We start from the raw sequence: 24,100 nt of genomic DNA, 5'->3' as shown, positions 1-24,100 counted from the left end.
CGATGATGCCACGCGCGTCGCGCCGGCCCCGCGGCGCCGGCGCATCGTCAGCCGGCGGTCTGCATGTCGCGAAGGAAGATCTCGACGCGGCGGTTCTTCGCGCGGCCCTCGGGGGTGTCGTTGGTCGCCACCGGCTCGCGCGAGCCGCGGCCCGACACCTCGATGCGGCTGGCGGCCACGCCGCGGTCGCTCAGGTAGTCGCGCACGCTCTCGGCGCGGCGCAGCGACAGCGGGTCGTTGATCGCGTCGCTGCCGGTGTTGTCGGTGTGGCCGACCACGCGCACGCGCATCTGCGGCTCGCTGCCCAGACCGCCGGCGAACGCGTCGAGCACCGGGCGCAGGCGCGGCTCGATGGCGGCGCTGTTGACCGCGAACGAGATGTCGCTGGGCACCTCGAGCTTGAGCTGGTTGTCGTCGGTGCGCACGACCTCGACGCCGGTGCCGGCGGTGGCGCGCTCCATTTCGCGGCGCTTGTCCTCCATGCGCTTGGACCACAGGTTGCCGGCCACCGCACCGACCGCGGCGCCGACCGCGGCGCCGGTGCCGGCCTTGCCGCCGGTGGCCGAGCCGATCACGGCGCCGGCGATCGCGCCGATGCCGGCGCCGGTGGCGGTGCCGCGCTGGCGTTCGCTCATCGACTCGCAGCCGCTGGCCAGCAGCAGCACGGCAGCGGCGGCGGCGGCGACGAGGGGCGTGGCGGGGTGACGTGTCATGTTCGGACTCCTCGGGGGTTGGACGCGGGCGGCTCCCCGGCCGCCATGCGCGCATCGTACGATGCCGCCGGGGCGCCCCGTGTCGGACGCCGCGGCGACGCCGCGTAGGCCGCGTCCGACAGGCCGCGGCGCCGCGGCCTCAGCCGCCCGGCTCGAGGCCGAACTGCATCGCCGCGAGCCGCGCGTACAGCCCGCCGCGCGCCACCAGCTCGGCGTGCGTGCCGGTGTCGACGATGCGCCCGGCGTCGAGCACGACGATGCGGTCGGCGCGCTGCACCGTGGCCAGCCGGTGCGCGATGACCAGCGTCGTGCGGTCGGCCATCGCCGCCTCGAGCGCGGCCTGCACCATGCGCTCGCTCTCGGCGTCGAGCGCGCTGGTGGCCTCGTCGAGCAGCAGCAGCGGCGGGTTCTTCAGCATCGCGCGCGCGATGCTGATGCGCTGGCGCTGCCCGCCCGACAGGCGCACGCCGCGCTCGCCGAGGAAGGTGCGGTAGCCCTGCGGCAGCGCGACGATGAAGTCGTGCGCGAACGCCGCCTTCGCGGCCGCGATCACCTCGTCGTCGCCGGCGTCGGGGCGGCCGTAGCGGATGTTGTCCATCGCGTCGGCGCTGAAGACCGTGCTGTCCTGCGGCACGATGCCGATGCGCCGGCGCAGCGCGGCGAGCGGGATGCGGTCGACCGGCACGCCGTCGATGGCCACCGTGCCGCGCTGCGTGTCGTAGAAGCGCAGCAGCAGGTGGAACAGCGTGGTCTTGCCGGCACCGCTGGGGCCGACCAGCGCCACCGTCTCGCCGGGGCGCACGTCGAGGTCGATGTCGGCCAGCGCCGCGTGCTGCGGGCGCGACGGGTAGTGGAAGGTCACGCCGCGCAGTGTCACCGCCGAGCCGCCGCGTGCCGGCGGCAGCGCCACCGGCTGCGGCGGGTCGGCCACCGGCGAGCGCGCGGCCAGCAGCTCCATCAGCCGCTCGGTGGCGCCGGCGGCGCGCAGCAGGTCGCCGTAGACCTCGGACAGCACCGCCACCGAGCCGACGAGGATGATCACGAACACCACCGTCTGCCCTAGGTGGCCGGCGCTGATGCGCCCGGCCATCACCGCCTGCGTGCCCTGGTACAGGCCCCACAGCAGCGCGCCGAAGGTGGCGCTGATCATGAACGCGACGAGCAGCGCGCGCACCCGCGTGCGCCTCCGCGCGGTGTCGAACGCGGCCTCGGTGGCGCGGTCGAAGCGCTCGGCCTCGCGCTGCTCCTGCGTGTGGCTCTGCACCACCGGGATCGCGTTGAGCACCTCGGCGGCGATCGCGCTGGTGTCGGCCACGCGGTCCTGGCTGGCGCGGCTGAGCTTGCGCACGCGCCGCCCGAAGTACAGGCTGGGCAGCACGACGAGCACCAGGATGCCGAGCACCTGCGACATCACCCAGGGGTTGGTGACGACCAGCATCGCCAGCGCGCCGGCACCCATCACCGCGTTGCGCAACCCCAGGCTCAGGCTCGAGCCGACCACGGTCTGCACCAGCGTGGTGTCGGTGGTCAGGCGGCTGAGCACCTCGCCGGTCTGGGTGGTCTCGAAGAACTCGGGGCTCTGCTGCACGACGTGGCGGTACACCGCGTTGCGCAGGTCGGCGGTGACCCGCTCGCCGAGCCAGGTGACCATGTAGAAGCGCGCACCCGAGAGCAACCCCAGCGCGGCGCCGACCGCGAACAGCGCGAGGAAGTGACCGCGCAGCGCCATCAGCTGCTCGCCCGGGTCGGCGCGCACCAGGCCCTCGTCGATCAGCGACTTCAGCGCCAGCGGGAACAGCAGCGTGGTGCCGGCGGCCAGCAGCAGGAACAGCAGCGCCAGCGCGATGCGCCCGCGGTAGGGGCGCAGGAACGGCAGCAGTCCCGACAGCGAGCGCACCCGCTGCGCCGGTGGCGCGTCGTCGGCGGCGGCGGGCCCGCGCCGCGCGCGCCGGGTCGTGGCATTCATGGGGGCGCAGTGTAGGCGGCGCTCGGGGCGGGCCGCGTCGCGCCGCGGTGCGCGGCGTGTCGACGAACGGCGCGTCCCGCTCGACCGCGGGGGTTGTGCGGCATCGGTCCTCGTGGCGAGCGCGGCTTTGTGGTCGAATCCGTGAGTCGCGCGGCATCGGCCGCCCGGCGGCTGCGATGACCGACTCCCCGAACGACCCGTCCTGGCTGCCCCGACTGGGCCGCGTCGTCGTGCGCCTGGGCCCGTGGCGGGCGACGGCGCTGCTCACCGCGCTGGTCCTTGCCGCGACGGTGTCGCTGGCGGCGGCGCTGGTCGCGCTGGGCGGCGGCGACGTGGGGCTGGCGGTGACCGTCGCCGCGACCTGCGTGCTGCTGACGGCGCCGGTGGCCGGCGGAGTGATCGTGCACCTGGCGTACCGGCTCGAGCTGGCACGGCGGCGGCTGGCGGTGGCCGCCACCTGCGACGAGCTCACCGGGCTGCCGAACCGGCGCCACTTCACCGCCGGGGCGGGCCGCGTGTGGGCGCAGTGCCGCCGCTACGACACCGACGCGGCGCTGCTGCTCGTCGACGTCGACGACTTCAAGGCCGTCAACGACAGCCACGGCCACGTCGCCGGCGACCACGTGCTGCGCGAGGTTGCGCGCGTGGTCGCCCAGGCGCTGCGCCAGGCCGACCTGCCGGCGCGTTTCGGCGGCGACGAGCTGGTCGTGTTCCTGCCGCACACCGACCCGCTCGGCGCGCTCGACGTGGCCGAACGCATCCGCGTGCACGTGGGCGACCTGCGCGTCGACTGGCACGACGAGCTGCTGAAGGTCACGGTGTCGGTCGGCGTCGCGGCGGCGAACCACACGCACGCCTCGCTCGACGCGCTGGTGCACGACGCCGACGTCGCGCTGTACGCCGCCAAGCAGGCCGGGCGCAACTGCGTGCGCTGCGCGCCGGCGCCCTACGGGCGCGCGCCTGCCGACTCGTCGGTGGGTGATCGCCGCCCGGCCGGACCCGTGTAGCGCGGGGTCAAGGACTCACAGCCGCAGCGGCGCCGCGTAGCCGGTCATCTCGAGGTAGCCGGCGCCGACGCGGCGGCCGCCCGCGTCGCGCAACTCGCTCAGACCCTCCCAGTACACCGCACCGGTCGAGCCCCGGCTGTCGAGCTCCTGCGCGTCGAGCAGCGCCTCGACCTGGAAGCGCCCGGCCGGCGTGTCGATGCGCCACTGCACCGGATAGCTCGCGCGCGTGGCCGCGCTGGCCCAGCGCCGCCCGGGTGCGAAGTGCACCGCGCCGGCGTCGAAGCTGCGAACTGCGCCCCCGGCAGCGCGGTAGCTGCCACCGGCCCACACCGTGCTGCCGTCGGCACGGCGCAGCCGGAACGCGGTCAGTGCGCCGCCGTCGTCGAGGTTCATGCCGATCCAGTCCCAGCCGACGGCCTCGGGGTGCAGCAGCGTCTCGCTCCACTCGTGGTCGAGCCAGGCGCGCCCGCGCACCTCGGTCGACGCCGAGCCCAGATGCAGCCGCCCGCGCACCGAGAGATGCGGCTGGCTGTAGTAGTGGCTGGCCTGTGACGGCTCGGGGCCCTTGCGGCTGAAGCCGGCGTCGCCCTGCAGCAGCAGCGGCTGGGTGGTCGCGAGCTCGAGCTCGTACGCGAAGCCGGCGTCGGCGTCGCCGAGTCGCGCGACGTAACGGCTGCGCTCGGGCGCCCCGTCGCGCGCGAAGCGCCAGTCGCCGAGGTGCACGCGCGTGTCGCCGAGCGCGGCGGCGGCCGTCGCGGCCTGCGCATCGCCCGACCAGCGCGCGATGCGCTGCGCGTGCCGCAGCCGGCCTTCGCGCAGGTCGGTCAGCGCGGCATGCGCGAACAGCAGCTGGCGCGGCGCGAAGCGGCTGCGGTTGTCCGCCCAGGCGCCGGCGTGCGCGGCGCGCGAGCGGAAGAACGTCAGCTGAAAGCCGAACGTCGGCGCGCCGGCGCGATCTGCCGCGTCGTCGGCGTGCAACCATCCGGTGGCGTACCACCACTCGGTGCGGAACTCGGGGTGCGCGCCGAAGTCGCGCGGGAACTGCAGCGGCCGCGGCACGACCCGTGGCGCCGTGTCGTCGACCTGCGCGCCGGCGGCGCGGCCGGCGGCCAGCGCGGGCAGCGCGAGCAGCAGGCGGCGGCGCGCGACCAGCGTCGTCACCAGTCCTCCTTGACCGCGAGCACGGCGTCGCGGCCGGCGGCGGCGCGCGCGCTCAACGCCGCGGTGACGCCGCCGGCCACGCCGACGGCGCAGGCGAGCCAGGCCAGGCGGCCCCATGGCAGCAGCAGTTCCATCGTCCAGTGAAAACTCTGCGGGTTCACGACCTTGACAAGCACCACCGCCACCGCCAGCCCCAGCGCCAGCCCGACGAGCGCGCCGGCGGCGGTCCACGCCAGCCCCTCGCCGGCGACCACGCCGACGATCTGCCGCCGCGTCAGCCCCAGGTGCACCAGCAGCCCGAACTCGCGCCGTCGCGCCAGCACCTGTGCCGAGAAGCTCGCCGCGATGCCGAACAGCCCGATGCCGATCGCCACCGCCTGCAGGTAGTAGGTGACGGCGAAGCTGCGGTCGAAGATGCGCAGCGACACGGCGCGGATCTCGCCGGGCTGCGCGAACTCGAGCGCCGCGGCGTCGGGGGCCAGCGCGCGCACCGCGGCCTGCACCGCGTCGGCGCGCGCGCCGGCGGCCAGCCACAGCGCGAGGTCGTTGACCCGCGCGTCGCCGCTGGCGCGGCGGTAGTCGGCGGCGTCGATGGTGACCGCACCGAACTGGCGCGCGTAGTCGCGCCACACGCCGCGCACCTCGAAGTCCACCGCGGCGCCTCCCGCACCGATCGGCAGCGACAGCGTGGCGCCGGGGGTGGCAGCGTACAGTGCGACCATCGCCTCGCTGACCCATGCGCCGGGCAGGGCCGTTCGCGGCGCCGCCGGCGCGTCGACCAACGGCAGCGCCTGCGCAGGGTCGGGCAGCGGGCGCGCGATCAGCGTCACCGCCGGGCGCAGCACGTCGAGCTGCAGCGCGCGCAGCCTCGTCGCCTCGGCCCGCGCGATGCCGGGCAGCGCGGCCACCGCGTCGACGAATCCCGGTTCGAGGAACGCCGTGTCGGCCGCCGCGCTGGTGGCGGCGGTGCGCGCGTACAGGTCGGCCGGCAGCACGGTGTCGAGCCAGCGCGCGACGCCGTCGCGAAAGCTCGCCACCATGACCGTCAGCGCCACCGCCAGGCTCAGGCTGGCGACGACGCCGGCCACCGCCACCGTCGCCGCCTGGCGCTCGTGGCGCGCGCGCTCGACCGCGAGCAGCGCCAGCGCGTTGCGCCGGGGGTGCCGGCGCGCCAGCACCGCGCCGACCGCCACCGGCACGCAGGCGATGCCGCCGAGCAGCAGCGCCGCGACCGACGCATAGGCGGCCAACGGCAGCCCTCGCCACGGCGGCAGCAGCGCGAGCAGCACGCCGGCGACGAGCAGCGCGGCGCCCCAGCCCGGGTGCGCCGCAGTCGCGGCGACGCCGCCGAGCCCCTTGATCGCCTGCGCCGGCGCGAGCGCGCTGGCCTGCCACGCCGGCAGCCAGCCGCCGGCCAGCGCGGCGGCGACGCCGAGCGCACCGAACACCAGCGCCGCCGACCACGAGAACTGCAGCGCCGGCGCGATGCCGGGGAAGTAGCCGCCGCCGAGATCGCCGGCCAGCCAGCGCAGCGCCAGCGCGGCCAGCGCGGTGCCGGCAAGCAACCCGAGCGCGGCGCCGAGCGCACCGACCAGCGCCGACTCGGCGAGCACCAGCCGCCGGCGCTCGGCCGCGCCGAGCCCGAGCACGCCGAGCAGCGCGAACTGCGGCGTGCGCTGCGCCACCGACAGCGCGAGCACCGAGAACACCAGGAACGCACCGACGAACAGCGCCACCAGCGCGAGCACCGTCAGGTTCACGCGGTACGCGCGCGACAGGTTCGACACGCGCTGCGCCGCCGCGTCGGGCGGGACGGCGGCGACACCCGGCGGCAGCGTCAGCGCGCGCAGCCACGCGTCGGTGTCGACGCCGGGTTCGAGGCGCAGGTCGATGCGACTGAGGCGCGCGTCGAAGCCCAGCAGCGGCTGCGCCGCGGCGACGTCGAGCACCGCCAGTGGCGGCCCGCCGGCGGCGACGCTACCCGCCACGCGCAGTTGAACCCGTCTCGGGCCGATCTGCAGCGCCAGCATGTCGCCCGCGGCCAGCGCCAGGCGCTGCTGCGCGGCGGGGTTGACGAACACCGCATCGGGGGCGAGGAAGGCGCCGCGCTCGCTGCCTTCGTCGACGCGTGGCAGCAGCCCCGGTGCCACCGCGGCGACGCGCAGCGCGTCGACGCCGACCAGCTTCAGGGCGACGCGCCGGCCGTCGGCGGCGTGGGCCTGGGCCTCGGCCTCGACCACCGGGCTGGCCACGCGAACGCCGGCGGCGCCGGCCACGCGCTCGTACAGCGCGTCGTCGAAGCCTTCGCGCTGCGTGCCGCGCAGGCTCAGGTCGGGTTCGCCGTTGGCGGCGCGCACCGCCGCCGAGAACTCCGACAGCGCCGACGCGTTGATCAGATGCACCGAGAACGCCAGCGCGACGCCGAGCAGCACCGCCAGCACCGCGGCCGCCTGGCGCCACGGGTGGTGGCGCCACTCGGGCCAGGCCAACGTGGCCAGCAACGCGGGCAGCGGCACGCTGCCGGCGGCGCTCATGGGACGCACCCGCGCACGGCGTGCGCCGCGGCGTGCACGGGGCGCGGGCCCGGCGCGCTCATGCCGCGACGATCCCCGCGGCGGTCAGACGCAGCACGCGGTCGGCGTGCGCGGCCGCCTGCGTCGAGTGCGTGACCATCAGCGCCGCGGCGCCGGCGGCGCGCACCTGCGCCGCGAGCAGCTCGACGATGCGCGCGGCGGTGGCCGGGTCGAGGTTGCCGGTGGGCTCGTCGGCGAGCAGCAGGCGCGGCGCGTGCACCAGCGCGCGGGCGATCGCCACGCGCTGCAGCTGGCCGCCCGACAGCGTGCGCGGCAGCCGCGGCTCGAACCCCGCGAGGCCGACGGTGTGCAGCATCTGCGCCACCCGCGCCGGGTCGCGCCGGCCGAGCAGCAGCAGCGGCAGCGCGACGTTGTCTCCCACCGTCAGGTGCGGCAGCACGTGGAACGCCTGGAACACGAAGCCGACCGCGCCGCGGCGCCACGCCGCCTGCGCCGGTTCGGCGAGCGCACCGACATCGACGCCGTCGACCCGCACCTGTCCGCGCGCCGGCTGGTCGAGCCCGGCGATGCAGTTCAGCAGGGTCGACTTGCCGACGCCCGACTCGCCGAGCAGCGCGACGACCTCGCCGGCGGCCACCTGCAGGTCGACGCCGGCAAAGACCAGCGTGTCGCCGTAGGCCTTGGCCAGGCCGCGCACGTCGAGCACCACGCGAGTCCCGTCCACGTCACGCGCCCGCCGCGGCGGCAACGGCGTCGCGCAGTCGCACGGCGACGTCGGCGGCGTCGCAGGCGACGACGCGGCGCTGCGGCATGCCGCGCAGCCAGGTCAGCTGACGCTTGGCGAGCTGGCGCGTCGCCGCCACCCCGGTGGCGAAGACGCGTTCGCGCAACGCGTCGCCCTGCAGCCCCTCGTCGAGGGCCTGCCAGACCTGACGGTAGCCGACGCAGCGCATCGACGGCAGCCCCGCGTGCAGGTCGCCTCGCGCGCGCAGGCGGCGCACCTCGTCGACCAGCCCGGCGTCGAGCATCGTCGCGAAGCGATGCGCGATGCGCTGGTGCAGCCAGCCGCGCGACGCGGGTTCGAGCGCCACCAGCGCCGCGGTGGCGGCGGCGGGCGCCGCGCCGCGGCGGTGGTAGCTCGACAGGGGCCGCCCGGTGGCGCGCCAAACCTCGAGCGCGCGCTGGATGCGCTGCGCGTCGTGGGGCGCCAGCCGCGCCGCCGTGGTCGGGTCGACGCGTGCCAGCTCGGCGTGCAGCGCCGGCCAGCCGCGCGTGACGGCCTCGGCGTCGAGCGCGGCGCGCAGCGCCGGGTCGGCCGCCGGGATCGTGTCGAGCCCCTCGATCAGCGCCTTGAAGTACAGCATCGTGCCGCCGACCAGCAGCGGCAGCGCGCCGCGCGCCGCGATCTCGGCGATGCAGCGCGACGCGTCGACCACGAACTGCGCCGCCGAGTACGACCGCGTCGGGTCGATCAGGTCGATCAGGTGGTGCGGCACGCGCGCGCGCTCGGCCGGCGAGGGTTTCGCGGTGCCGAGGTCCATGCCGCGGTAGACCAACGCCGAGTCGACGCTGACGATCTCCACCGGCTGCGGGCCCTGCGCCGTCCACTCGGCGGCGAGCTCGAGCGCCAGCGCGCTCTTGCCCGACGCGGTCGGCCCGGCGAGACCGACCCAGCGCGGTGCGGGCATCACCGAGGTGCGACTCATGCGGCGCGCTGCACGGCCGGGTGCGGCGCGCCGTGGCGCTGCACCAGCGTCCACGCCACCGCGGCGGTGGCCAGCGCCCAGAAGCCGACGGTGTAGGCCATCGGACGCACCGTGTCGTCGAGCGCGACGCCGAGCCACAGCCCGGCCGCGAACGCGGTCGCGGCGAGCACGAAGCCGGCCAGCGCCGCCGCGACCCCGGCGGCCTGCGGGAACGGGCCGATCGCGCCCGACTGGCCGCACGGCTGGTGGATGCCGTGGCCGAACAGGAACAGCCAGTGCGGCACCAGCATCGCCCACACCGAGCCGACGCCGGCGAACGCCAGCGCCGCCATCCCCAGCCCGCCGGCGAGCGTGAAGGCGCCGCCGCGGCGCACCGCGCCGGTCAGCCCGTGGCGGCGCAGCCAGCGGCGGCACACGACGGTGCCGGCCAGGTAGGCGATCGAGCCCGAGCCGAGCGCGACCCCGTACAGCGCCGGGCTCAGGCCCAGCACCTCGATGTAGACGAACGACGACGACGCGAGGATCGTGTACAGCCCGCCGTAGGTGCACGAGGTCAGCGCGGTCCAGGCGACGAAGGTCGGGTGGCGCAGCACGCCACGCGAGGTGCGCCACAGCGGCCCCGGGCGCGTGGCGTGCGGGTCGCGGCGGCGGTGCGTCTCGGGCAGCGCGCGCCAGACGAACAGCAGCGTCGCCGCGACGATCAGCGCCACCGCACCCAACGCCGCGCGCCAGCCGCCGAACGCGGCGAGCACGCCGCCGAGCACCGGGCTCGACAGCGCGATCAGCCCGAGCCCCGACAGGCCCTTGGACATCACGTGCGCGCCCTGGTGCGGCTCGTACAGATCGCGCACCATCGCGCGGGCACACACCACCGCGGCGGCCATCGTCGCACCCTGTGCGGCGCGCCAGCCGACCAGCACCTCGATCGAGCCGGCCAGCGCCGCGCCGACGCTGGCCAGCGTGAACAGCGCCAGGCTGCCCAGCAGCACCGGGCGGCGCCCCCAGCGGTCGGCCACCGGCCCCCACACGAGCTGGGCGACGCCGAACGCGAGGATCAGCGCCGACATCGTCAGCTGCGTCGCGCCCATCGGCGCGCGCAGGTCGCGCGCAAGCTGCGGCAGCGCGGGCAGGTACAGGTCGGTGACCACCGGCTGCAGACCGAGCAGCAGCGCCAGCGACAGCGCGACGACGTGCGGCGCGACGGCCACGGTTGGCGCCGCGGCGGCGGCGTCGACGGAAGACGACATGGCGGCAGGTTAGCAGGCCGCCGCCCGCGGCACCGGCGCCGGGGGGTGGGCGTCGCGGGGCGGCTACTCGCGCAGCGTCCAGCGCCCGTCGACGAACACCTCGTGCGGGCGGAACTGCGCCTTGTACGACATCTTCGCGCTGTCGCCGATCCAGTAGCCGAGGTAGACGTGCGGCAGCTTGAGCTGGCGCGTCTGCGCGATCTGCCACAGCACGCCGTAGGTGCCGTAGCTGGCGCCGGGGTCGGGGTCGTAGAAGGTGTAGACCGCCGACAGGCCGTCGTTGAGCACGTCGAGGATCGCGACCATCTTCAGCGCACCGGGCGAGCCGTCGGGCTGCGGCTCGCGGAACTCGACCAGCCGCGAGTTGACGCGGCTTTGCAGCAGGAACTGCGTGTACTGGTCGACGCTGTCGTGGTCCATGCCGCCGCCGGCGTGACGGCCCGACTGGTAGCGCAGGTACAGCTGATAGTGTTCGGGCACGAAGCACAGCCGCAGCACGCGCGCCTTCAGGTCGGCGTGCGCCCTGGCCGCGCGGCGCTGGCTGCGGCTGGGGTGGAAGCGCTCGACCGGGATGCGCAGCGGCACGCAGGCGCGGCAGCCGTCGCAGTGGGGGCGGTAGGTGAACAGCCCCGAGCGCCGGAAACCCGCCGCGACGAGCCCCGAGTACGCGTCGGCGTGGATCAGGTGGCTGGGCGTGGCCACCTGCGAGCGCGCCTGGTGGCCCGGCAGGTAGCTGCACGGGTACGGCGCGGTGGCGTAGAACTGCAGCGAGGCGAGCGGAAGCTCTTTCGGGTGGGTCACGCGTCGTCGTCGGAAGCGGGGCCGGCCTCGGCTGCGCGCAGCCCGAGTTGCGCCCAATGCGAGGCATGATAGGTCCAATCGCGCACCGGCGCGGCCCCCTGGGTGCGGGCCAGGTGGCGTTCGAATTCGGCGCGCGGCACCTCGCGTGCGCCGAAGGACGCCAGGTGTTCGGTGTTCTGCTGGCAGTCGATCCACGCGATGCCGTGCGCCCGGCAGAACGCGACCAGCGCGGCCAGCGCGATCTTCGAGGCGTCGGTGCGCCGGGCGAACATCGACTCGCCGAAGAACATGCGGCCCAGCGCGACGCCGTACAGCCCGCCGACGAGTTCGCCGTCGATCCAGCACTCGAAGCTGTGCACCTCGCCCATCGCGTGCCAGTCGCCGTAGGCGGAGATCATCTCGGGCACGATCCAGGTGCCTTCCTGCCCCTGGCGCGGCACGCGCGCGCACTCGGTGATGACGCGCTCGAACGCGGCGTCGATGCGCACCGCGCAGCGCCGGTCGGCGACGAAGCGGCGCAGCGTCTTGCGCAGCGAGCGGCTGATGCGGAACTCGGCCACCGGCAGCACCATGCGCGGGTCGGGCGCCCACCACAGCACCGGCTGCCCCGACGAGAACCAGGGGAACACGCCGTGGCGATACGCCTCGCGCAGCCGCTGCAGGCTCAACCGCCCGCCGACGGCGAGCAGCCCCGGCGCCAGCGTGCCCGGGCCGAGCGCCTGCGACGTCGGCGGCAGCGGCGTCGCGTCGTCGTCGATCCAGGGCACCGGCGAGGCACGCATCGCGGGTCAGTACACCAGCCGGTCGGGGCGGATGTCGCGCAGGATCGTCGTGGCGATCTCCTCGATCGACTTGTGCGTCGAACTCAGCCAGGCGATGCCCTCGCGGCGCATCATCGACTCGGCCTCGCGCACCTCGTAGCGGCAGTTGTCGATCGCCGCGTAGCGACTCCCCGGGCGGCGCTCGTGCCGGATCTGCGACAGCCGCTCGGGGTCGATCGTCAGGCCGAAGCACTTGCCCTTGAACGGCGCCAGCGCCGAAGGCAGGCGCGCGCGCTCGAAGTCCTCGGGGATCAGCGGGTAGTTGGCCGCCTTGATGCCGTGCTGCATCGCCAGGTACAGCGAGGTCGGCGTCTTGCCGCTGCGGCTGACGCCGACGAGGATCACGTCGGCCGCCTCGAGATTGCGCGCCGACTGGCCGTCGTCGTGCTGCAGCGCGAAGTTGATGGCCTCGATGCGGTGGTGGTACTCCTCGCTGTGCGCGGCGTCGGAAAAGCGCCCGATGCGGTGGTTCGACTTGACGCCCAGTTCGTGCTCGAGCGGCTCGACGAAGGTGCGGAACATGTCCATCACCACGCCGCGGCAGGCGGGGTCGTCGATCACGTCGCGCGTCGCCGGGTCGACCAGCGTGACGAACACGATCGGCGCCTTGCCCTCGCGTTCGGCGGTCTCGTTGATCTCGCGCCGCACCTGCCAGGCCTTGTCGACGGTGTCGACGAACGGGCGGCGCACGTGCCGCGGCTTGATCGGGAACTGCGCGAGGATCGAGTTGCCGAAAGTCTCGGCGGTGATGCCGGTGCCGTCGGAGACGAAGAACACGCTTCGGTCGGGCATGGGGGCAAGCGCGGCTGTCGACACGGCCGCATGATAGGCAATCCTTCTTAGAATCCGCGCAACCGCCGTCGCCGCGCGCCATCATGCCCCCCCGTGTATCGAAAACACCACCCCAACGCCTCGCGGCGGGGGTGCGCGCAGGCTGGTCGATGGCCCCCGTTTCTTGTCATCACGGAGTGCACTCATGTCATCGACCTCACTGGCGACCGCCCTGGTCGTGCCGTTCGAACAGCTGAGAATGACCGACGTCGAGTCGGTGGGCGGCAAGAACGCCTCCCTCGGCGAGATGATCAGCCAGCTGGCCGCCTCGGGCGTGCGCGTGCCCGGCGGCTTCGCGACGACGGCGCACGCGTACCGCCAGTTCCTGCAGCACAACGCGCTGACCGCGAAGATCGAGCAGCGGCTGGCGGGCCTGAACATCGACGACGTGCGCGCGCTGGCCGCCGCCGGCGCCGAGATCCGTCGCTGGGTGGTCGAGGCGCCGCTGCCGGCCGGGCTCGAGGCCGCGGTGCGCGCCGAGTACGAACGCCTGGCCGCCGGTCAGCCCGGGGCGTCGTTCGCGGTGCGCTCGTCGGCCACCGCCGAGGACCTGCCCGACGCCTCGTTCGCCGGCCAGCAGGAGACCTTCCTCAACGTCGTCGGCATCGACGACGTGCTGGCGAAGATGAAGGAGGTGTTCGCGTCGCTGTACAACGACCGTGCGATCGCCTACCGCGTGCACAAGGGCTTCGCGCACGGCGACGTCGCGCTGTCGGCCGGCGTGCAGCGCATGGTGCGCTCCGACCTGGGCGCAGCCGGCGTGATGTTCACGATCGACACCGAGAGCGGCTTCGCCGACGTGGTGTTCATCACCGCCAGCTACGGCCTGGGCGAGACGGTGGTGCAGGGCGCCGTCAACCCCGACGAGTTCTACGTGCACAAGCCGGCGCTGAAGGCCGGCAAGCAACCGATCATCCGCCGCAACCTGGGCAGCAAGTTGCTGCGCATGGTGTTCACGAGCCCCGAGGAGAAGGCCGCCGGCGGCAAGCTGGTGAAGACGGTGGACACGCCGCCCGAGCAGCGCAACCGCTACTCGCTGTCCGACGCCGACGTGGTCGAGCTCGCGCGCTACGCGCTGGTCATCGAGCAGCACTACGGCCGGCCGATGGACATCGAGTGGGGCAAGGACGGCGGCGACGGTAAGCTCTACATCCTGCAGGCGCGCCCCGAGACGGTGAAGAGCCAGGCGCGGGTCGAGCACCGCTACCGGCTCAAGGGTGCCGGCCAGCGCCACGTGCTGGTCGAGGGCCGCGCGATCGGCCAGAAGATTGGTACCGGGCCGGTGCGCGTGGTGCACAACCTGGCCGAGATGGACAAGGTGCAAAGTGGCGACGTGCTGGTCGCCGACATGACCGACCCGAACTGGGAGCCGGTGATGAAACGCGCCGCGGCGATCGTCACCAACCGCGGCGGGCGCACGTGCCACGCGGCGATCATCGCGCGCGAGCTGGGCATCCCGGCGGTGGTCGGCTGCGGCAACGCCACCGAAGCGCTGCACGACGGCGCGCTGGTCACCGTCAGCTGCGCCGAGGGCGACACGGGCTTCGTCTACGACGGCCTGCTCGAGACGGAGGTCACCGAGGTCGAGCGCACCGAACTGCCGTACTGCCCGGTGAAGATCATGATGAACGTCGGCAACCCGCAGCTGGCGTTCGAGTTCGCGCAGATGCCGAACTCGGGCGTCGGGCTGGCGCGCCTGGAGTTCATCATCAACAACAACATCGGCGTGCACCCGAAGGCGATCCTCGACTACCCCAACATCGACCTCGACCTGAAGAAGGCCGTCGAGTCGGTGGCGCGCGGCCACGCCAGCCCGCGCGCGTTCTACGTCGACAAGCTCGCCGAGGGCATCGCGACGATCGCCGCGGCGTTCTGGCCCAAGCCGGTGATCGTGCGGCTGTCGGACTTCAAGAGCAACGAGTACCGCAAGCTGATCGGCGGCAGCCGCTACGAGCCCGACGAGGAGAACCCGATGCTGGGGTTCCGAGGCGCGTCGCGCTACATCAACGCCGACTTCAGCGACGCCTTCGCGATGGAGTGCGAGGCGCTCAAGCGCGTGCGCACCGACATGGGCCTGACCAACGTCGAGGTCATGGTGCCGTTCGTGCGCACGATCCGCCAGGCACAACGTGTCGAGCAGATGCTGGCCGAGCGCGGGCTGCGGCGTGGCGTCAACGGGTTGAAGCTGATCATGATGTGCGAGGTGCCGAGCAACGCGATCCTCGCCGAGCAGTTCCTCGAGCACTTCGACGGGATGTCGATCGGCTCGAACGACCTGACGCAGCTCACGCTGGGCCTGGACCGCGACTCGGGCCTCGAGCAGCTCGCCGACGACTTCGACGAGCGCGACCCCGCGGTCAAGGCGCTGATCTCGCGCGCCATCGCCGCCTGCCGCGCCACCGGCAAGTACGTCGGCATCTGCGGCCAGGGGCCGAGCGACCACGCCGACTTCGCCGACTGGCTCGCCGCCGAAGGCATCACGTCGATCTCGCTGAACCCCGACAGCGTCGTCGAGACCTGGAAGCGGCTGGCGGCGCGCTGACGCCGGGCGGACGGCTCCAAGGCAGGTGCCCGCGGGGCACCTGCCGCTTCTCTCCTATAATCTTTGGTTTTCCCTTGCCGCCCCCGGCTGTGTGACGCACCAGGGCGGCTTTCGCGGCGGCCCGGCATGGCGCCGGGCGGCGAAATCCACAAGGAGATGTCGATGCGTCATTACGAGATCGTGCTGCTGATCCATCCGGATCAGAGCGAACAGGTTCCGGCGATGCTGGAACGCTACAAGTCGCTGGTGACCAACGCCGGCGGCAAGGTGCACCGGGTCGAGGACTGGGGGCGGCGCCAGTTGGCCTACCAGATCCAGAAGCTCGCCAAGGCGCACTACCTGTGCCTGAACATCGAGTGCGGCAGCGAAGCGCTGAACGAACTCGAGACGGGCTTCCGCTTCAACGACGCCGTGTTGCGCCACCTGACCGTGGCCAAGGCCAAGGCCGAGACCACGCCGTCGGTGATGATGAAGGCGGTCGAGCGCGAGGAAGCGCGCAAGGCCTCGCAGCAGCAGGAGGCCTCGGCCTGAGCACGGCGCCGACGCCGTCGGCGGCGCGGCGATGAACCGGCTGGTTCTGACCGCGCAACTGACCGAGCGCTCGGCCTTGCGCTACACCCCGGCCGGCACGCCGGCCTGCGACCTCGGTCTGTCGCACGAGTCGCAGGCGAGCGAATCCGGGCACCCGCGCCGCGTCACGCTGGAGATCAGGGCGGTGGCGCTCGGCGACGAGGTGGTGCAGCGGCTGATGCCGCTGCCGCTGGGGGCGCAGGCGCGCTTCGCGGGCTTCCTGGCCAGTGGGCGCAACGGGCGAGGCGTCGTGTTCCACGTCACCACGGTCGAGACCGTCGAATGAACATCGAGGGCGGCGCGAGGCGCGGCCCGCAATCGCATCAGGAGCAAGTCACATGGCCACATCACGAGGCAAGGGCAAGGGCAGCAAGGACCGCAAGCCGCGCCGCAGCCAGCAGTCGCTGCTGTTCAGGCGCAAGAAGTTCTGCCGCTTCACCGTCGCCGGTGTCGAGGAGATCGACTACAAGGACGTCGACACGCTGCGCGACTTCATCGGCGAGAACGGCAAGATCACGCCGGCGCGTCTGACCGGCACGCGCGCGTTCTACCAGCGCCAGCTCGGCACGGCGATCAAGCGCGCACGTTTCCTCGCGCTGATCCCGTACACCGACCAGCACAAGGCCTGAGGGGGAGCCAGACACCATGCAAGTCATCCTGCTCGAGAAGGTCGCCAACCTGGGCAACCTGGGCGACATCGTCAAGGTCAAGGACGGCTACGCCCGCAACTACCTGATCCCGACCAGGCAGGCGCGCCGCGCCACCGAGGCCGCGATCAAGGAGTTCGAGGCCAAGCGCGCCGAACTGGAGAAGATCGCCGCCGACAAACTCACCGCCGCGCAGGCGCTGGGCGAGAAGCTCGCCGGCAAGACCGTGCGCATCGCGCAGAAGGCCGGCGTCGACGGGCGCCTGTTCGGCTCGGTGACCAACGCCGACGTTGCCGACGCGCTGAAGAAGATCGGCCTCGAGGTGCAGAAGGCGCAGGTGCGCATGCCGCACGGCCCGCTGAAGCACGTCGGCGAGTTCCCGGTGTCGGTCGCGGTGCACCACGACGTGGTCGCCGAGATCTCGGTGCAGGTCGTCGCCGAAGCCGACTGAGTCGCGACGCCGCGCGTGCGAGGGCCGGCCACCGCCGGCCCTTTGTCTTTGTGCGGCGCAGTTGTCCACTGCCGTCAACCGGTTGTACACAGGCTCGTCCACCGGCAGCGTTGCCGCCATGCCCTACGATCGCACGACCATGAGCGAACGAACCCTGACCCCCTCGGCGCCGCGCGAGGCCGGCGGCACGTCGCGCGACGACGAGGTCGCACGCCTGCGCGTGCCGCCGCACTCGATCGAGGCCGAGCAGAGCGTGCTCGGCGGCCTGCTGCTCGACAACGGTGCCTGGGACCGCGCCGCCGACCTGCTGCGTGACGGTGACTTCTACCGCTGGGAGCACCGCGTGATCTACGCGGCGATCGGCGCGCTGGTCAACGCCAGCAAACCGGCCGACGTGATCACCGTCTACGAGCAGTTGCAGATGCAGGGCAGGGCCGACGACTGTGGCGGGCTGGCCTACCTCAACGCGCTGGCGCAGAGCGTGCCCAGCGCCGCCAACCTGCGCCGCTACGCCGAGATCGTGCGCGAGCGCGCGATCCTGCGCGGCCTGATCGAGGCCAGCGACGAGATCGCCACGACCGCGTTCAACCCGCAGGGGCGTAGCGTGACGACGATCCTCGACGAGGCCGAGAGCCGCATCTTCAAGATCGGCGAGGAGGGCTCGCGCACCAAGCAGGGCTTCCAGCGCATGGACCACCTGGTGATGCAGCTGATCGACCGCGTCACCGAGCTGGCCGAGAACGGCGCCGAGGAGGTCACCGGCGTGCGCACCGGCTTCTACGAGCTCGACCGCAAGACCGCCGGGCTGCAGCCTGGCGACCTGATCGTGCTCGCCGCGAGGCCGTCGATGGGCAAGACGGCCTTCGCGCTCAACATCGCCGAGCACGTCGCGGTGCACGAGGGGCTGCCGGTGGTCGTGTTCTCGATGGAGATGGGCGCTTCTCAGCTCGCGCTGCGCCTGGTCGGCTCGCTCGGGCGCATCGACCAGCAGCACCTGCGCACCGGTGCGCTGCGCGACGACGAGTGGACGCGGCTGACCGAGGCGGTCGACAAGCTGAGCAAGGCGTCGGTGTTCATCGACGAGACGCCGGCGCTGAACCCGGCCGAACTGCGCGCGCGCGCTCGCCGGCAGGCGCGCCAGTGCGGCCGGCTGGGGCTGATCGTCGTCGACTACCTGCAGCTGATGAGCGGCAGCAGTTCGAGCGACGAGAACCGCGCCACCGAACTCGGCGAGATCAGCCGGGGCCTGAAGGCGCTGGCCAAGGAACTGCAGTGCCCGGTGATCGCACTGTCGCAGCTCAACCGCAGCGTCGAGACGCGCAACGACAAGCGCCCGATGATGAGCGACCTGCGCGAGTCCGGCGCGATCGAGCAGGATGCCGACGTCATCATGTTCATCTACCGCGACGACTACTACAACAAGGACAGCAAGGAGCCGGGCGTGGCCGAGATCATCATCGGCAAGCAGCGCAACGGGCCCACCGGCGAGGTGAAGCTGACCTTCCTGAAGCCGCTGACGCGCTTCGAAAACCTGGCCGCCGGGCACGCCGACCCGGGCTACTGATCGCAGCGCCCCGCCGGGCGCGTTGCCGGGGCGCGTCGGGGCGGTGAGTGCTGGCGCATCGGGCGATAACTGTATATATTTACAGTATGCCAGACGCCTCCCGCTCTTGCGTTGCCGCTCAGGTCCGTTGGGTCTGCCAGCCCACCACGAAGGGGCGCGGCACCGACTGGGCCATCGCCCACCGCTTCGACGGCGACCGCCGCGAAGCCTTCGACGACGGCTGGGGCACGCTCGAGCAGCACGCCACCGAGCAACGGCTGGCGCCGCACACGCAGGTCATCGAGCAGCGCGTGCGCACCATCCTCACGGGCAACGACTCGCCCGACATCGGCTTCGACCTGTCGATCAACCCGTACCGCGGCTGCGAACACGGCTGCATCTACTGCTACGCGAGGCCGACACACAGCTACCTCAACCTATCGCCGGGGCTGGACTTCGAGACGCGCATCGTCGCCAAGGTCAACGCCGCGGAGCGGCTGCGCGAGGCGCTGGGCAGCCGCACCTACCAGCCGGCACTGATCAACATCGGCTCGGCGACCGACGCCTACCAGCCGGTCGAGCGGCGGTTGGGTATCACGCGTGCGGTGCTGCAGGTGCTGGCCGAGTGCGCGCACCCGTTCGCGATCGTCACCAAGTCGGCGCTGGTCGAACGCGACCTCGACCTGATCGCGCCGATGGCGCAGGCCGGTCGGGCCGCGGTGTACGTCTCGCTGACCACGCTGGACCCGGCGCTGGCGCGCATCATGGAGCCGCGCGCCGCAGCGCCGCACCGGCGGCTGCGCACGATCGCGACGCTGGCGAGCGCGGGCGTGCCTGTCGGGGTCAGCGTCTCGCCGATCATCCCTTTCGTCAACGAACCCGAGCTCGAACGCATCCTCGAAGCCGCCGCCGGGGCCGGCGCGCGCGCTGCGTTCAGCATCGTGCTGCGCCTGCCCTGGGAAGTGAGCCCGCTGTTCCAGGACTGGCTGCAACGGCACTTCCCGTCGCGTGCGCAGCGGGTGATGGCGCGCGTGCGCGAGATGCGCGCAGGTCGCGACAACGACCCGAATTTCGGCACACGCATGACCGGGCAGGGTGTGTGGGCCGAGTTGCTGCGCCAGCGCCTGCGCAAGGCCGCCGCGCGGCTGGGCCTGAACGCCACGCGCATCGAGCTCGACGCATCGGGTTTCCAGGCACCGTTGCGCGCCGGCACGACGATTGACGCCAAGCAAGGCGACTTGTTCGGCTGACCGTCGATGCGGGTGCCAGGCGCCGGCGGGCGGTGCGACCGGCAGCCGTCGCGCACCGCCTCGCCGGTCGTGCCGCCGAGCCGCGCCGCGCCGATCAGCCGCCTTCGCGCTCGACCCTTGCGCGCTGGCGTGCGATCTCGAGGCGCAGCGCACCGATCAGTGCGCCGACCTCGGGCCTCAGCGCGACGACGGCGAGCGCCGGACGCAGCGCGATGCCTCAGGCGCGGCGCCAGTCGGCGTCGACGGCGCGGCGCAGCGCGTCGATCGCCCCCTGCGGCTGGCTGCCGAGCGCGAGCAGCCGCGCGCGCTGATGCGCGCGGCTGTGCCACGCGAAGCCATTGGTCGCGCAGCGCCCGATCTCGTTGCGGGCCAGCGCCAGCCAGGCGTTGGCGTCACGGTCGTGCAGCCATGTCGCAGCCGCGACCACGTCGTGCGCGGTGCGCGCGGCGTCGGCGTCGCCGCGGCGTCCGGCGCTACGCCGCCGCCGCCGACGAGGCGATCGCGGCTGCGGCCGTGCGCAGGCGCAGCCCCCCGGCTTGGCGTCCGAGCGCCTGGCCGAGCCGCGGCAGGGCGGCGGCGGGGTGGCGCTCGCGCATCGCGTCGACGGTGGCGGCGAGGGCATCGGCGTCGGCGATCTGGGTGCGGTAGCGGTGCAGCGTCATCGCGGCCGTCTCGAGGAGCTTGGCGTTGTGCGTCTGCGCGCCGTGTGCGATCAGCGCGCGCACCGCGCCGCGCGGATCGCCGTCCATCTTCAGCGCCATCGCCTGCTCGGCCAGGGCGAGTACGCGCGCGTGCGCACGCTGCACCGCCTCGGCGGTGTGCGGCTGGTCGAGCGCGGCGCCGGCGAGCAGTTCGGTCGACCCCTTGGTGGTGCAAAAACGCAGCGCCAGCTGCTCGGTCCAGGCGGGCACCTGCTCGAGGCGGATCCCGGTGTCGGCCAGCAGCGCGAGCAGCGTCAGCAGGTTGCACGCGGCCTCGAGGTCGAAGTCCGGCTCCAGCCGTTCGGCGGCCAGTGCGTCGACGGCCTGCGCCACCGCGCCGACCTGGCGTTGCAGCATCAGGTCGAGCGCGCGCAGCACGCGCACGAAGCGCGGCAGGCGTGGGGTGTCGTCTCCGCGCGCCAGGTGCTCGAGGTTGTCGAGGCAGCGCAGCAGGCCCTTGCGCTCGCGCGCGCGGAAACGCAGCGCGCCGAGCAGCAGCAGCGCCAGCGGGTCGAACATCTTCGAGCCGATGCCTTGCGCCACCGCGCGCTCGAGCGCCCTCGTCGCCTCGTCGACCTGGCCGCGGTAGAACGCGAGCAGGCCCAGGCGCTGCACGCGTTCGATCGAGCCCGGTGTCGTCGTGCTGGCGTCGCGGGCGCTGCGCAGTGCCGCGTCGAGCTGGCCCAGCTCGAGCTGCACCCGCGAGCGAAGATCCAGCGCATCGGCGTACTGCGGCTCGTCGGCGGCCAGCGCGTCGAGCGTGCGCAGCGCGGCGATCGCCTGGCCGGCGTCGGCCTGAGCACGCGCCACGCCCAGCCGCGCCCACGCCAGCGGCTTGTGTGCGAGCACCGCCTCGTAGACCTGCGAAGCGGCGGGAACCCGGCCCAGACGCAGCAGCAGTTCGGCGCCGATGCGCGCCGCGTACAACCAGAACGGCGCACGCTGCCCGAAGCGCCGCAGCGCCAGCGCGGCCGCGTCGGCGGGCCGGTCAGCCTCGATCGCGGCGAAGACGTCGTTGAGCGCGCGCTTGCGCGCGCGCGCCTGCTTGACGCGCTCGGCCAGCGCCTGCGCGGTGTAGGGCTTGAGCAGGTAGCCGTCGAGCGCCGACTCGGCGGCCTCGGCGACGCTGGCGTAGCTCGCTTCGCCGGTGATCATCAGGAACACCGTCGCGTACGGCAGCATCTGCGCGCGGCGCAGGTCGTCGAGCAGGTCCTGGCCCGAGTAGCCGTCGCCGTGGAAGTGCTGTTCGCACAGCACCAGGTCGTAGTTCTCGAGTTCGAGGCGCTTGCGTGCGTCGGCGGTGCGTGAACATTGCACGATGTGCACGACGCCGAACTCGCGCATCTGCGCGGCGAGGATGCTGCGCGACGTCGGGTTGCCGTCGACGAGCAGGGCGCGGCAGTCGGCGATGTCGCGATCGAGCAGGTACATCGCCGGCGTATCGGCCGCCGGCGCTGCGACTTGAGTCCGCAGGCTACTTGAACAGGTCCTTGACGCGGTCGGTCCAGCTCTTGGCGTTCGGCGAGTGGCGGTCGCCGCCCTTGCGGAAGCTCTCGTCGAGCTCGCGCAGCAGCTTGCGCTGGTGTTCCGTCAGCTTGACCGGCGTCTCGATCGCGACGTGACAGTACAGGTCGCCCGGGTAGCTCGAGCGGATGCCCTTGATGCCCTTGCCTCGCAGGCGGAACGTCTTGCCGTGCTGCGTGCCCTCGGGCAGTTCGATCTCGGCCTTGCCGCCGAGCGTGGGCACCTCGATCGTGCCGCCGAGCGCGGCGGTGGTCACGCCCACCGGCACGGTGCAGTGCAGGTCGTCGCCGTCGCGTTCGAAGATGTCGTGCTGCCGGATGCGGATCTCGATGTACAGGTCGCCCGGCGGCCCGCCGTTGGTGCCCGGCTCGCCGTTGCCCGCCGAGCGGATGCGCATGCCCTCGTTGATGCCGGCCGGGATCTTGACCTCGAGCGTCTTCTGCTTCTTCACGCGCCCGGCGCCGTGGCAGCTGGGGCAGGGGTCGGGGATGATCTTGCCGCTGCCGTGACAGTGCGGGCAGGTCTGCTGGATGCTGAAGAAGCCCTGGCGCAGGTGCACCGTGCCGGCGCCGTTGCAGCTGCTGCAGGTCTTGGCGCTGGTGCCGGGTTTGGCGCCGCTGCCGTGGCACGTCTCGCAGCCGTCCCAGCTCGGGATGCGGATCTGCGTGTCCTTGCCGTGCGCCGCCTCCTCGAGCGTGATCTCCATCGCGTAGCTGAGGTCGGCGCCGCGGTAGACCTGCTTGCCGCCGCGGCGCGCGCCGGCCGCGCCGGCGCCGAACAGGTCGCCGAAGATGTCGCCGAAGGCTTCCGCGAAGCCGCCGAAGCCCTCCGGCCCCGCGCCGCCGCGACCCATGCCCATGTTCGGGTCGACGCCGGCATGGCCGAACTGGTCGTACGCGGCGCGCTTCTGCGGGTCGGAGAGCATCTCGTAGGCCTCCTTGGCCTCCTTGAACTTCTCCTCGGCCTTCCTCGCCTCGTCACCCTGGTTGCGGTCAGGGTGGTGCTTCATGGCCAGCTTGCGGTAGGCCTTCTTGATGTCGTCGTCGGAGGCGTTCTTCGCCACCCCGAGGACGTCGTAGTAGTCGCGCTTGGCTGCCATGAGCGATCTCGGTTCACCCGAAACGGAACCGCCGCGTCGAGGTGAGGACCGGGTCGCTCACCTCGAACGCGGCGCAGACCCGCGGCCGGCCCCCCGGGGCCGATCCGCGTGTCACTTCTTCACTTCTTTGAACTCGGCATCGACGACGTTGTCGTCGGCCGGCTTGGCCTGCGACTGCGGCTGCCCGGCCCCGTCGCCGGCCGCACCGGCCGCCGCGGCGGCGGCCTGCGCGTCGGCGTACATCTTCTCGCCGAGCTTCTGGCTGGCCGCCATCAGCGCCTCGGTCCTGGCCTCGATGTCGGCCTTGTCGTCGCCCTTGATCGCCGCCTCGGCGTCCTTCAGCGCCGACTCGATCTTCTCCTTCTCGCCGGCGTCGAGCTTGTCGCCGTGCTCGGCCAGGCTCTTCTTCACCGAGTGCACCATCGCGTCGGCCTGGTTGCGCGCCTGCACCAGCTCGAACTTGCGGTGGTCCTCGGCGGCGTTGAGCTCGGCGTCCTTGACCATCTTCTCGATCTCGGCCTCCGACAGGCCGGAGTTCGCCTTGATGGTGATCTTGTTCTCCTTGCCGGTGCCCTTGTCCTTGGCGCTGACATGCAGGATGCCGTTGGCGTCGATGTCGAACGTGACCTCGATCTGCGGCAGGCCGCGCGGCGCCGGCGGAATGCCCTCGAGGTTGAACTCGCCCAGGCTCTTGTTGCCCGCGGCCATCTCGCGCTCGCCCTGGAAGACCTTGATCGTGACCGCCGGCTGGTTGTCGTCGGCGGTCGAGAACACCTGGCTGAACTTGGTCGGGATCGTGGTGTTCTTCTTGATCATCTTGGTCATCACGCCGCCCAGCGTCTCGATGCCCAGGCTCAGCGGGGTGACGTCGAGCAGCAGCACGTCCTTGCGCTCGCCGCCCAGGACCTGGCCCTGGATCGCGGCGCCGACGGCCACCGCCTCGTCGGGGTTGACGTCCTTGCGCGGCTCCTTGCCGAAGAACTCCT

The 24,100-nt window shown here is 72.9% G+C and carries 22 protein-coding genes; 8 read left to right on the top strand and 14 right to left on the bottom strand.

Annotated features, from left to right (window positions below; all coding sequences use genetic code 11):
- Positions 1-47: 47 nt before the first annotated feature.
- Both PKC53_RS12995 and PKC53_RS12990 read right to left on the bottom strand, forming a co-directional pair.
- Complete coding sequence (locus PKC53_RS12995) at positions 48-713, bottom strand: OmpA family protein (RefSeq protein ID WP_324429237.1); 666 nt, start codon at positions 711-713, stop codon at positions 48-50.
- 139 nt (positions 714-852) lie between these two features.
- Positions 853-2,679, bottom strand: a complete 1,827-nt coding sequence (locus tag PKC53_RS12990; protein ID WP_324429235.1) for an ABC transporter transmembrane domain-containing protein — start codon at positions 2,677-2,679, stop codon at positions 853-855.
- A gap of 176 nt (positions 2,680-2,855) precedes the next feature.
- On the opposite strand from PKC53_RS12990, the gene PKC53_RS12985 reads away from it, so the two are divergent.
- Positions 2,856-3,686 (top strand): GGDEF domain-containing protein, encoded by an 831-nt coding sequence (locus PKC53_RS12985; RefSeq protein WP_324429234.1) that lies wholly within the window; start codon positions 2,856-2,858, stop codon positions 3,684-3,686.
- Between the two features lie 15 nt (positions 3,687-3,701).
- On the opposite strand, the gene PKC53_RS12980 is transcribed toward PKC53_RS12985, so the two are convergent.
- The 8 genes from PKC53_RS12980 to PKC53_RS12945 form a co-directional block, all read right to left on the bottom strand.
- The gene (locus PKC53_RS12980; protein WP_324429232.1) at positions 3,702-4,847 is read right to left on the bottom strand and encodes a lipocalin-like domain-containing protein; all 1,146 of its coding nucleotides are present in this window, start codon (positions 4,845-4,847) and stop codon (positions 3,702-3,704) included.
- Positions 4,844-7,381 (bottom strand): ABC transporter permease, encoded by a 2,538-nt coding sequence (locus tag PKC53_RS12975; protein WP_324429230.1) that lies wholly within the window; start codon positions 7,379-7,381, stop codon positions 4,844-4,846. The genes PKC53_RS12980 and PKC53_RS12975 overlap by 4 nt, the downstream gene beginning before the upstream one ends.
- A gap of 58 nt (positions 7,382-7,439) precedes the next feature.
- A complete protein-coding gene (locus PKC53_RS12970; RefSeq protein WP_324429228.1) occupies positions 7,440-8,105 on the bottom strand; it encodes an ABC transporter ATP-binding protein in 666 nt (221 codons plus the stop codon).
- A 1-nt stretch (position 8,106) separates the two neighbouring features.
- The gene (miaA, locus tag PKC53_RS12965; RefSeq protein WP_324429226.1) at positions 8,107-9,087 is read right to left on the bottom strand and encodes a tRNA (adenosine(37)-N6)-dimethylallyltransferase MiaA; all 981 of its coding nucleotides are present in this window, start codon (positions 9,085-9,087) and stop codon (positions 8,107-8,109) included.
- Positions 9,084-10,334: a multidrug effflux MFS transporter gene (locus PKC53_RS12960; RefSeq protein WP_324429224.1), complete on the bottom strand. Its 1,251-nt coding sequence runs from the start codon at positions 10,332-10,334 to the stop codon at positions 9,084-9,086. The genes miaA and PKC53_RS12960 overlap by 4 nt, the downstream gene beginning before the upstream one ends.
- 63 nt (positions 10,335-10,397) lie before the next feature.
- Positions 10,398-11,135 carry an arginyltransferase gene (locus PKC53_RS12955; RefSeq protein WP_324429222.1) on the bottom strand — a complete coding sequence of 246 codons (738 nt, stop codon included), beginning with the start codon at positions 11,133-11,135 and terminating at the stop codon, positions 10,398-10,400.
- A complete protein-coding gene (gene aat, locus PKC53_RS12950; RefSeq protein WP_324429220.1) occupies positions 11,132-11,917 on the bottom strand; it encodes a leucyl/phenylalanyl-tRNA--protein transferase in 786 nt (261 codons plus the stop codon). The genes PKC53_RS12955 and aat overlap by 4 nt, the downstream gene beginning before the upstream one ends.
- 6 nt (positions 11,918-11,923) lie before the next feature.
- Entirely contained in the window at positions 11,924-12,748 is an 825-nt protein-coding gene (locus PKC53_RS12945) for a pyruvate, water dikinase regulatory protein (RefSeq protein WP_324429218.1), read from the bottom strand.
- 184 nt (positions 12,749-12,932) lie between these two features.
- Between PKC53_RS12945 and ppsA the strand changes: the two genes are divergently transcribed.
- From ppsA to PKC53_RS12910, 7 genes are all read left to right on the top strand, one after another.
- Entirely contained in the window at positions 12,933-15,329 is a 2,397-nt protein-coding gene (ppsA, locus tag PKC53_RS12940; protein WP_324429216.1) for a phosphoenolpyruvate synthase, read from the top strand.
- A 162-nt stretch (positions 15,330-15,491) separates the two neighbouring features.
- Positions 15,492-15,860, top strand: coding sequence for a 30S ribosomal protein S6 (gene rpsF, locus PKC53_RS12935; RefSeq protein WP_324429273.1), 369 nt, complete (start codon positions 15,492-15,494; stop codon positions 15,858-15,860).
- A 31-nt stretch (positions 15,861-15,891) separates the two neighbouring features.
- Positions 15,892-16,185 carry a primosomal replication protein N gene (priB, locus tag PKC53_RS12930; protein ID WP_324429214.1) on the top strand — a complete coding sequence of 98 codons (294 nt, stop codon included), beginning with the start codon at positions 15,892-15,894 and terminating at the stop codon, positions 16,183-16,185.
- A 52-nt stretch (positions 16,186-16,237) separates the two neighbouring features.
- Complete coding sequence (gene rpsR, locus PKC53_RS12925) at positions 16,238-16,528, top strand: 30S ribosomal protein S18 (protein ID WP_324429213.1); 291 nt, start codon at positions 16,238-16,240, stop codon at positions 16,526-16,528.
- Between the two features lie 16 nt (positions 16,529-16,544).
- Positions 16,545-16,997: a 50S ribosomal protein L9 gene (rplI, locus tag PKC53_RS12920; RefSeq protein ID WP_324429211.1), complete on the top strand. Its 453-nt coding sequence runs from the start codon at positions 16,545-16,547 to the stop codon at positions 16,995-16,997.
- A 139-nt stretch (positions 16,998-17,136) separates the two neighbouring features.
- Positions 17,137-18,561, top strand: coding sequence for a replicative DNA helicase (gene dnaB / locus PKC53_RS12915; protein WP_324429209.1), 1,425 nt, complete (start codon positions 17,137-17,139; stop codon positions 18,559-18,561).
- An 86-nt stretch (positions 18,562-18,647) separates the two neighbouring features.
- Entirely contained in the window at positions 18,648-19,790 is a 1,143-nt protein-coding gene (locus PKC53_RS12910; protein ID WP_324429207.1) for a PA0069 family radical SAM protein, read from the top strand.
- A 217-nt stretch (positions 19,791-20,007) separates the two neighbouring features.
- Here PKC53_RS12910 and PKC53_RS12905 read toward each other — a convergent pair whose 3' ends face one another.
- From PKC53_RS12905 to PKC53_RS12890, 4 genes are all read right to left on the bottom strand, one after another.
- Entirely contained in the window at positions 20,008-20,217 is a 210-nt protein-coding gene (locus PKC53_RS12905; protein ID WP_324429205.1) for a hypothetical protein, read from the bottom strand.
- A 46-nt stretch (positions 20,218-20,263) separates the two neighbouring features.
- Positions 20,264-21,922, bottom strand: coding sequence for a response regulator (locus PKC53_RS12900; RefSeq protein WP_324429204.1), 1,659 nt, complete (start codon positions 21,920-21,922; stop codon positions 20,264-20,266).
- A 43-nt stretch (positions 21,923-21,965) separates the two neighbouring features.
- Positions 21,966-23,114, bottom strand: coding sequence for a molecular chaperone DnaJ (gene dnaJ, locus PKC53_RS12895; protein WP_324429203.1), 1,149 nt, complete (start codon positions 23,112-23,114; stop codon positions 21,966-21,968).
- A 111-nt stretch (positions 23,115-23,225) separates the two neighbouring features.
- On the bottom strand, positions 23,226-24,100 hold an 875-nt coding region (locus PKC53_RS12890), incomplete at its 5' end, for an Hsp70 family protein (protein WP_324429202.1).

The organism is Azohydromonas sp. (assembly GCF_035325925.1).
Classification (GTDB): Bacteria; Pseudomonadota; Gammaproteobacteria; order Burkholderiales; family Burkholderiaceae_C; genus Calidifontimicrobium.
This window is presented reverse-complemented; position numbering and strand designations above follow the sequence as displayed.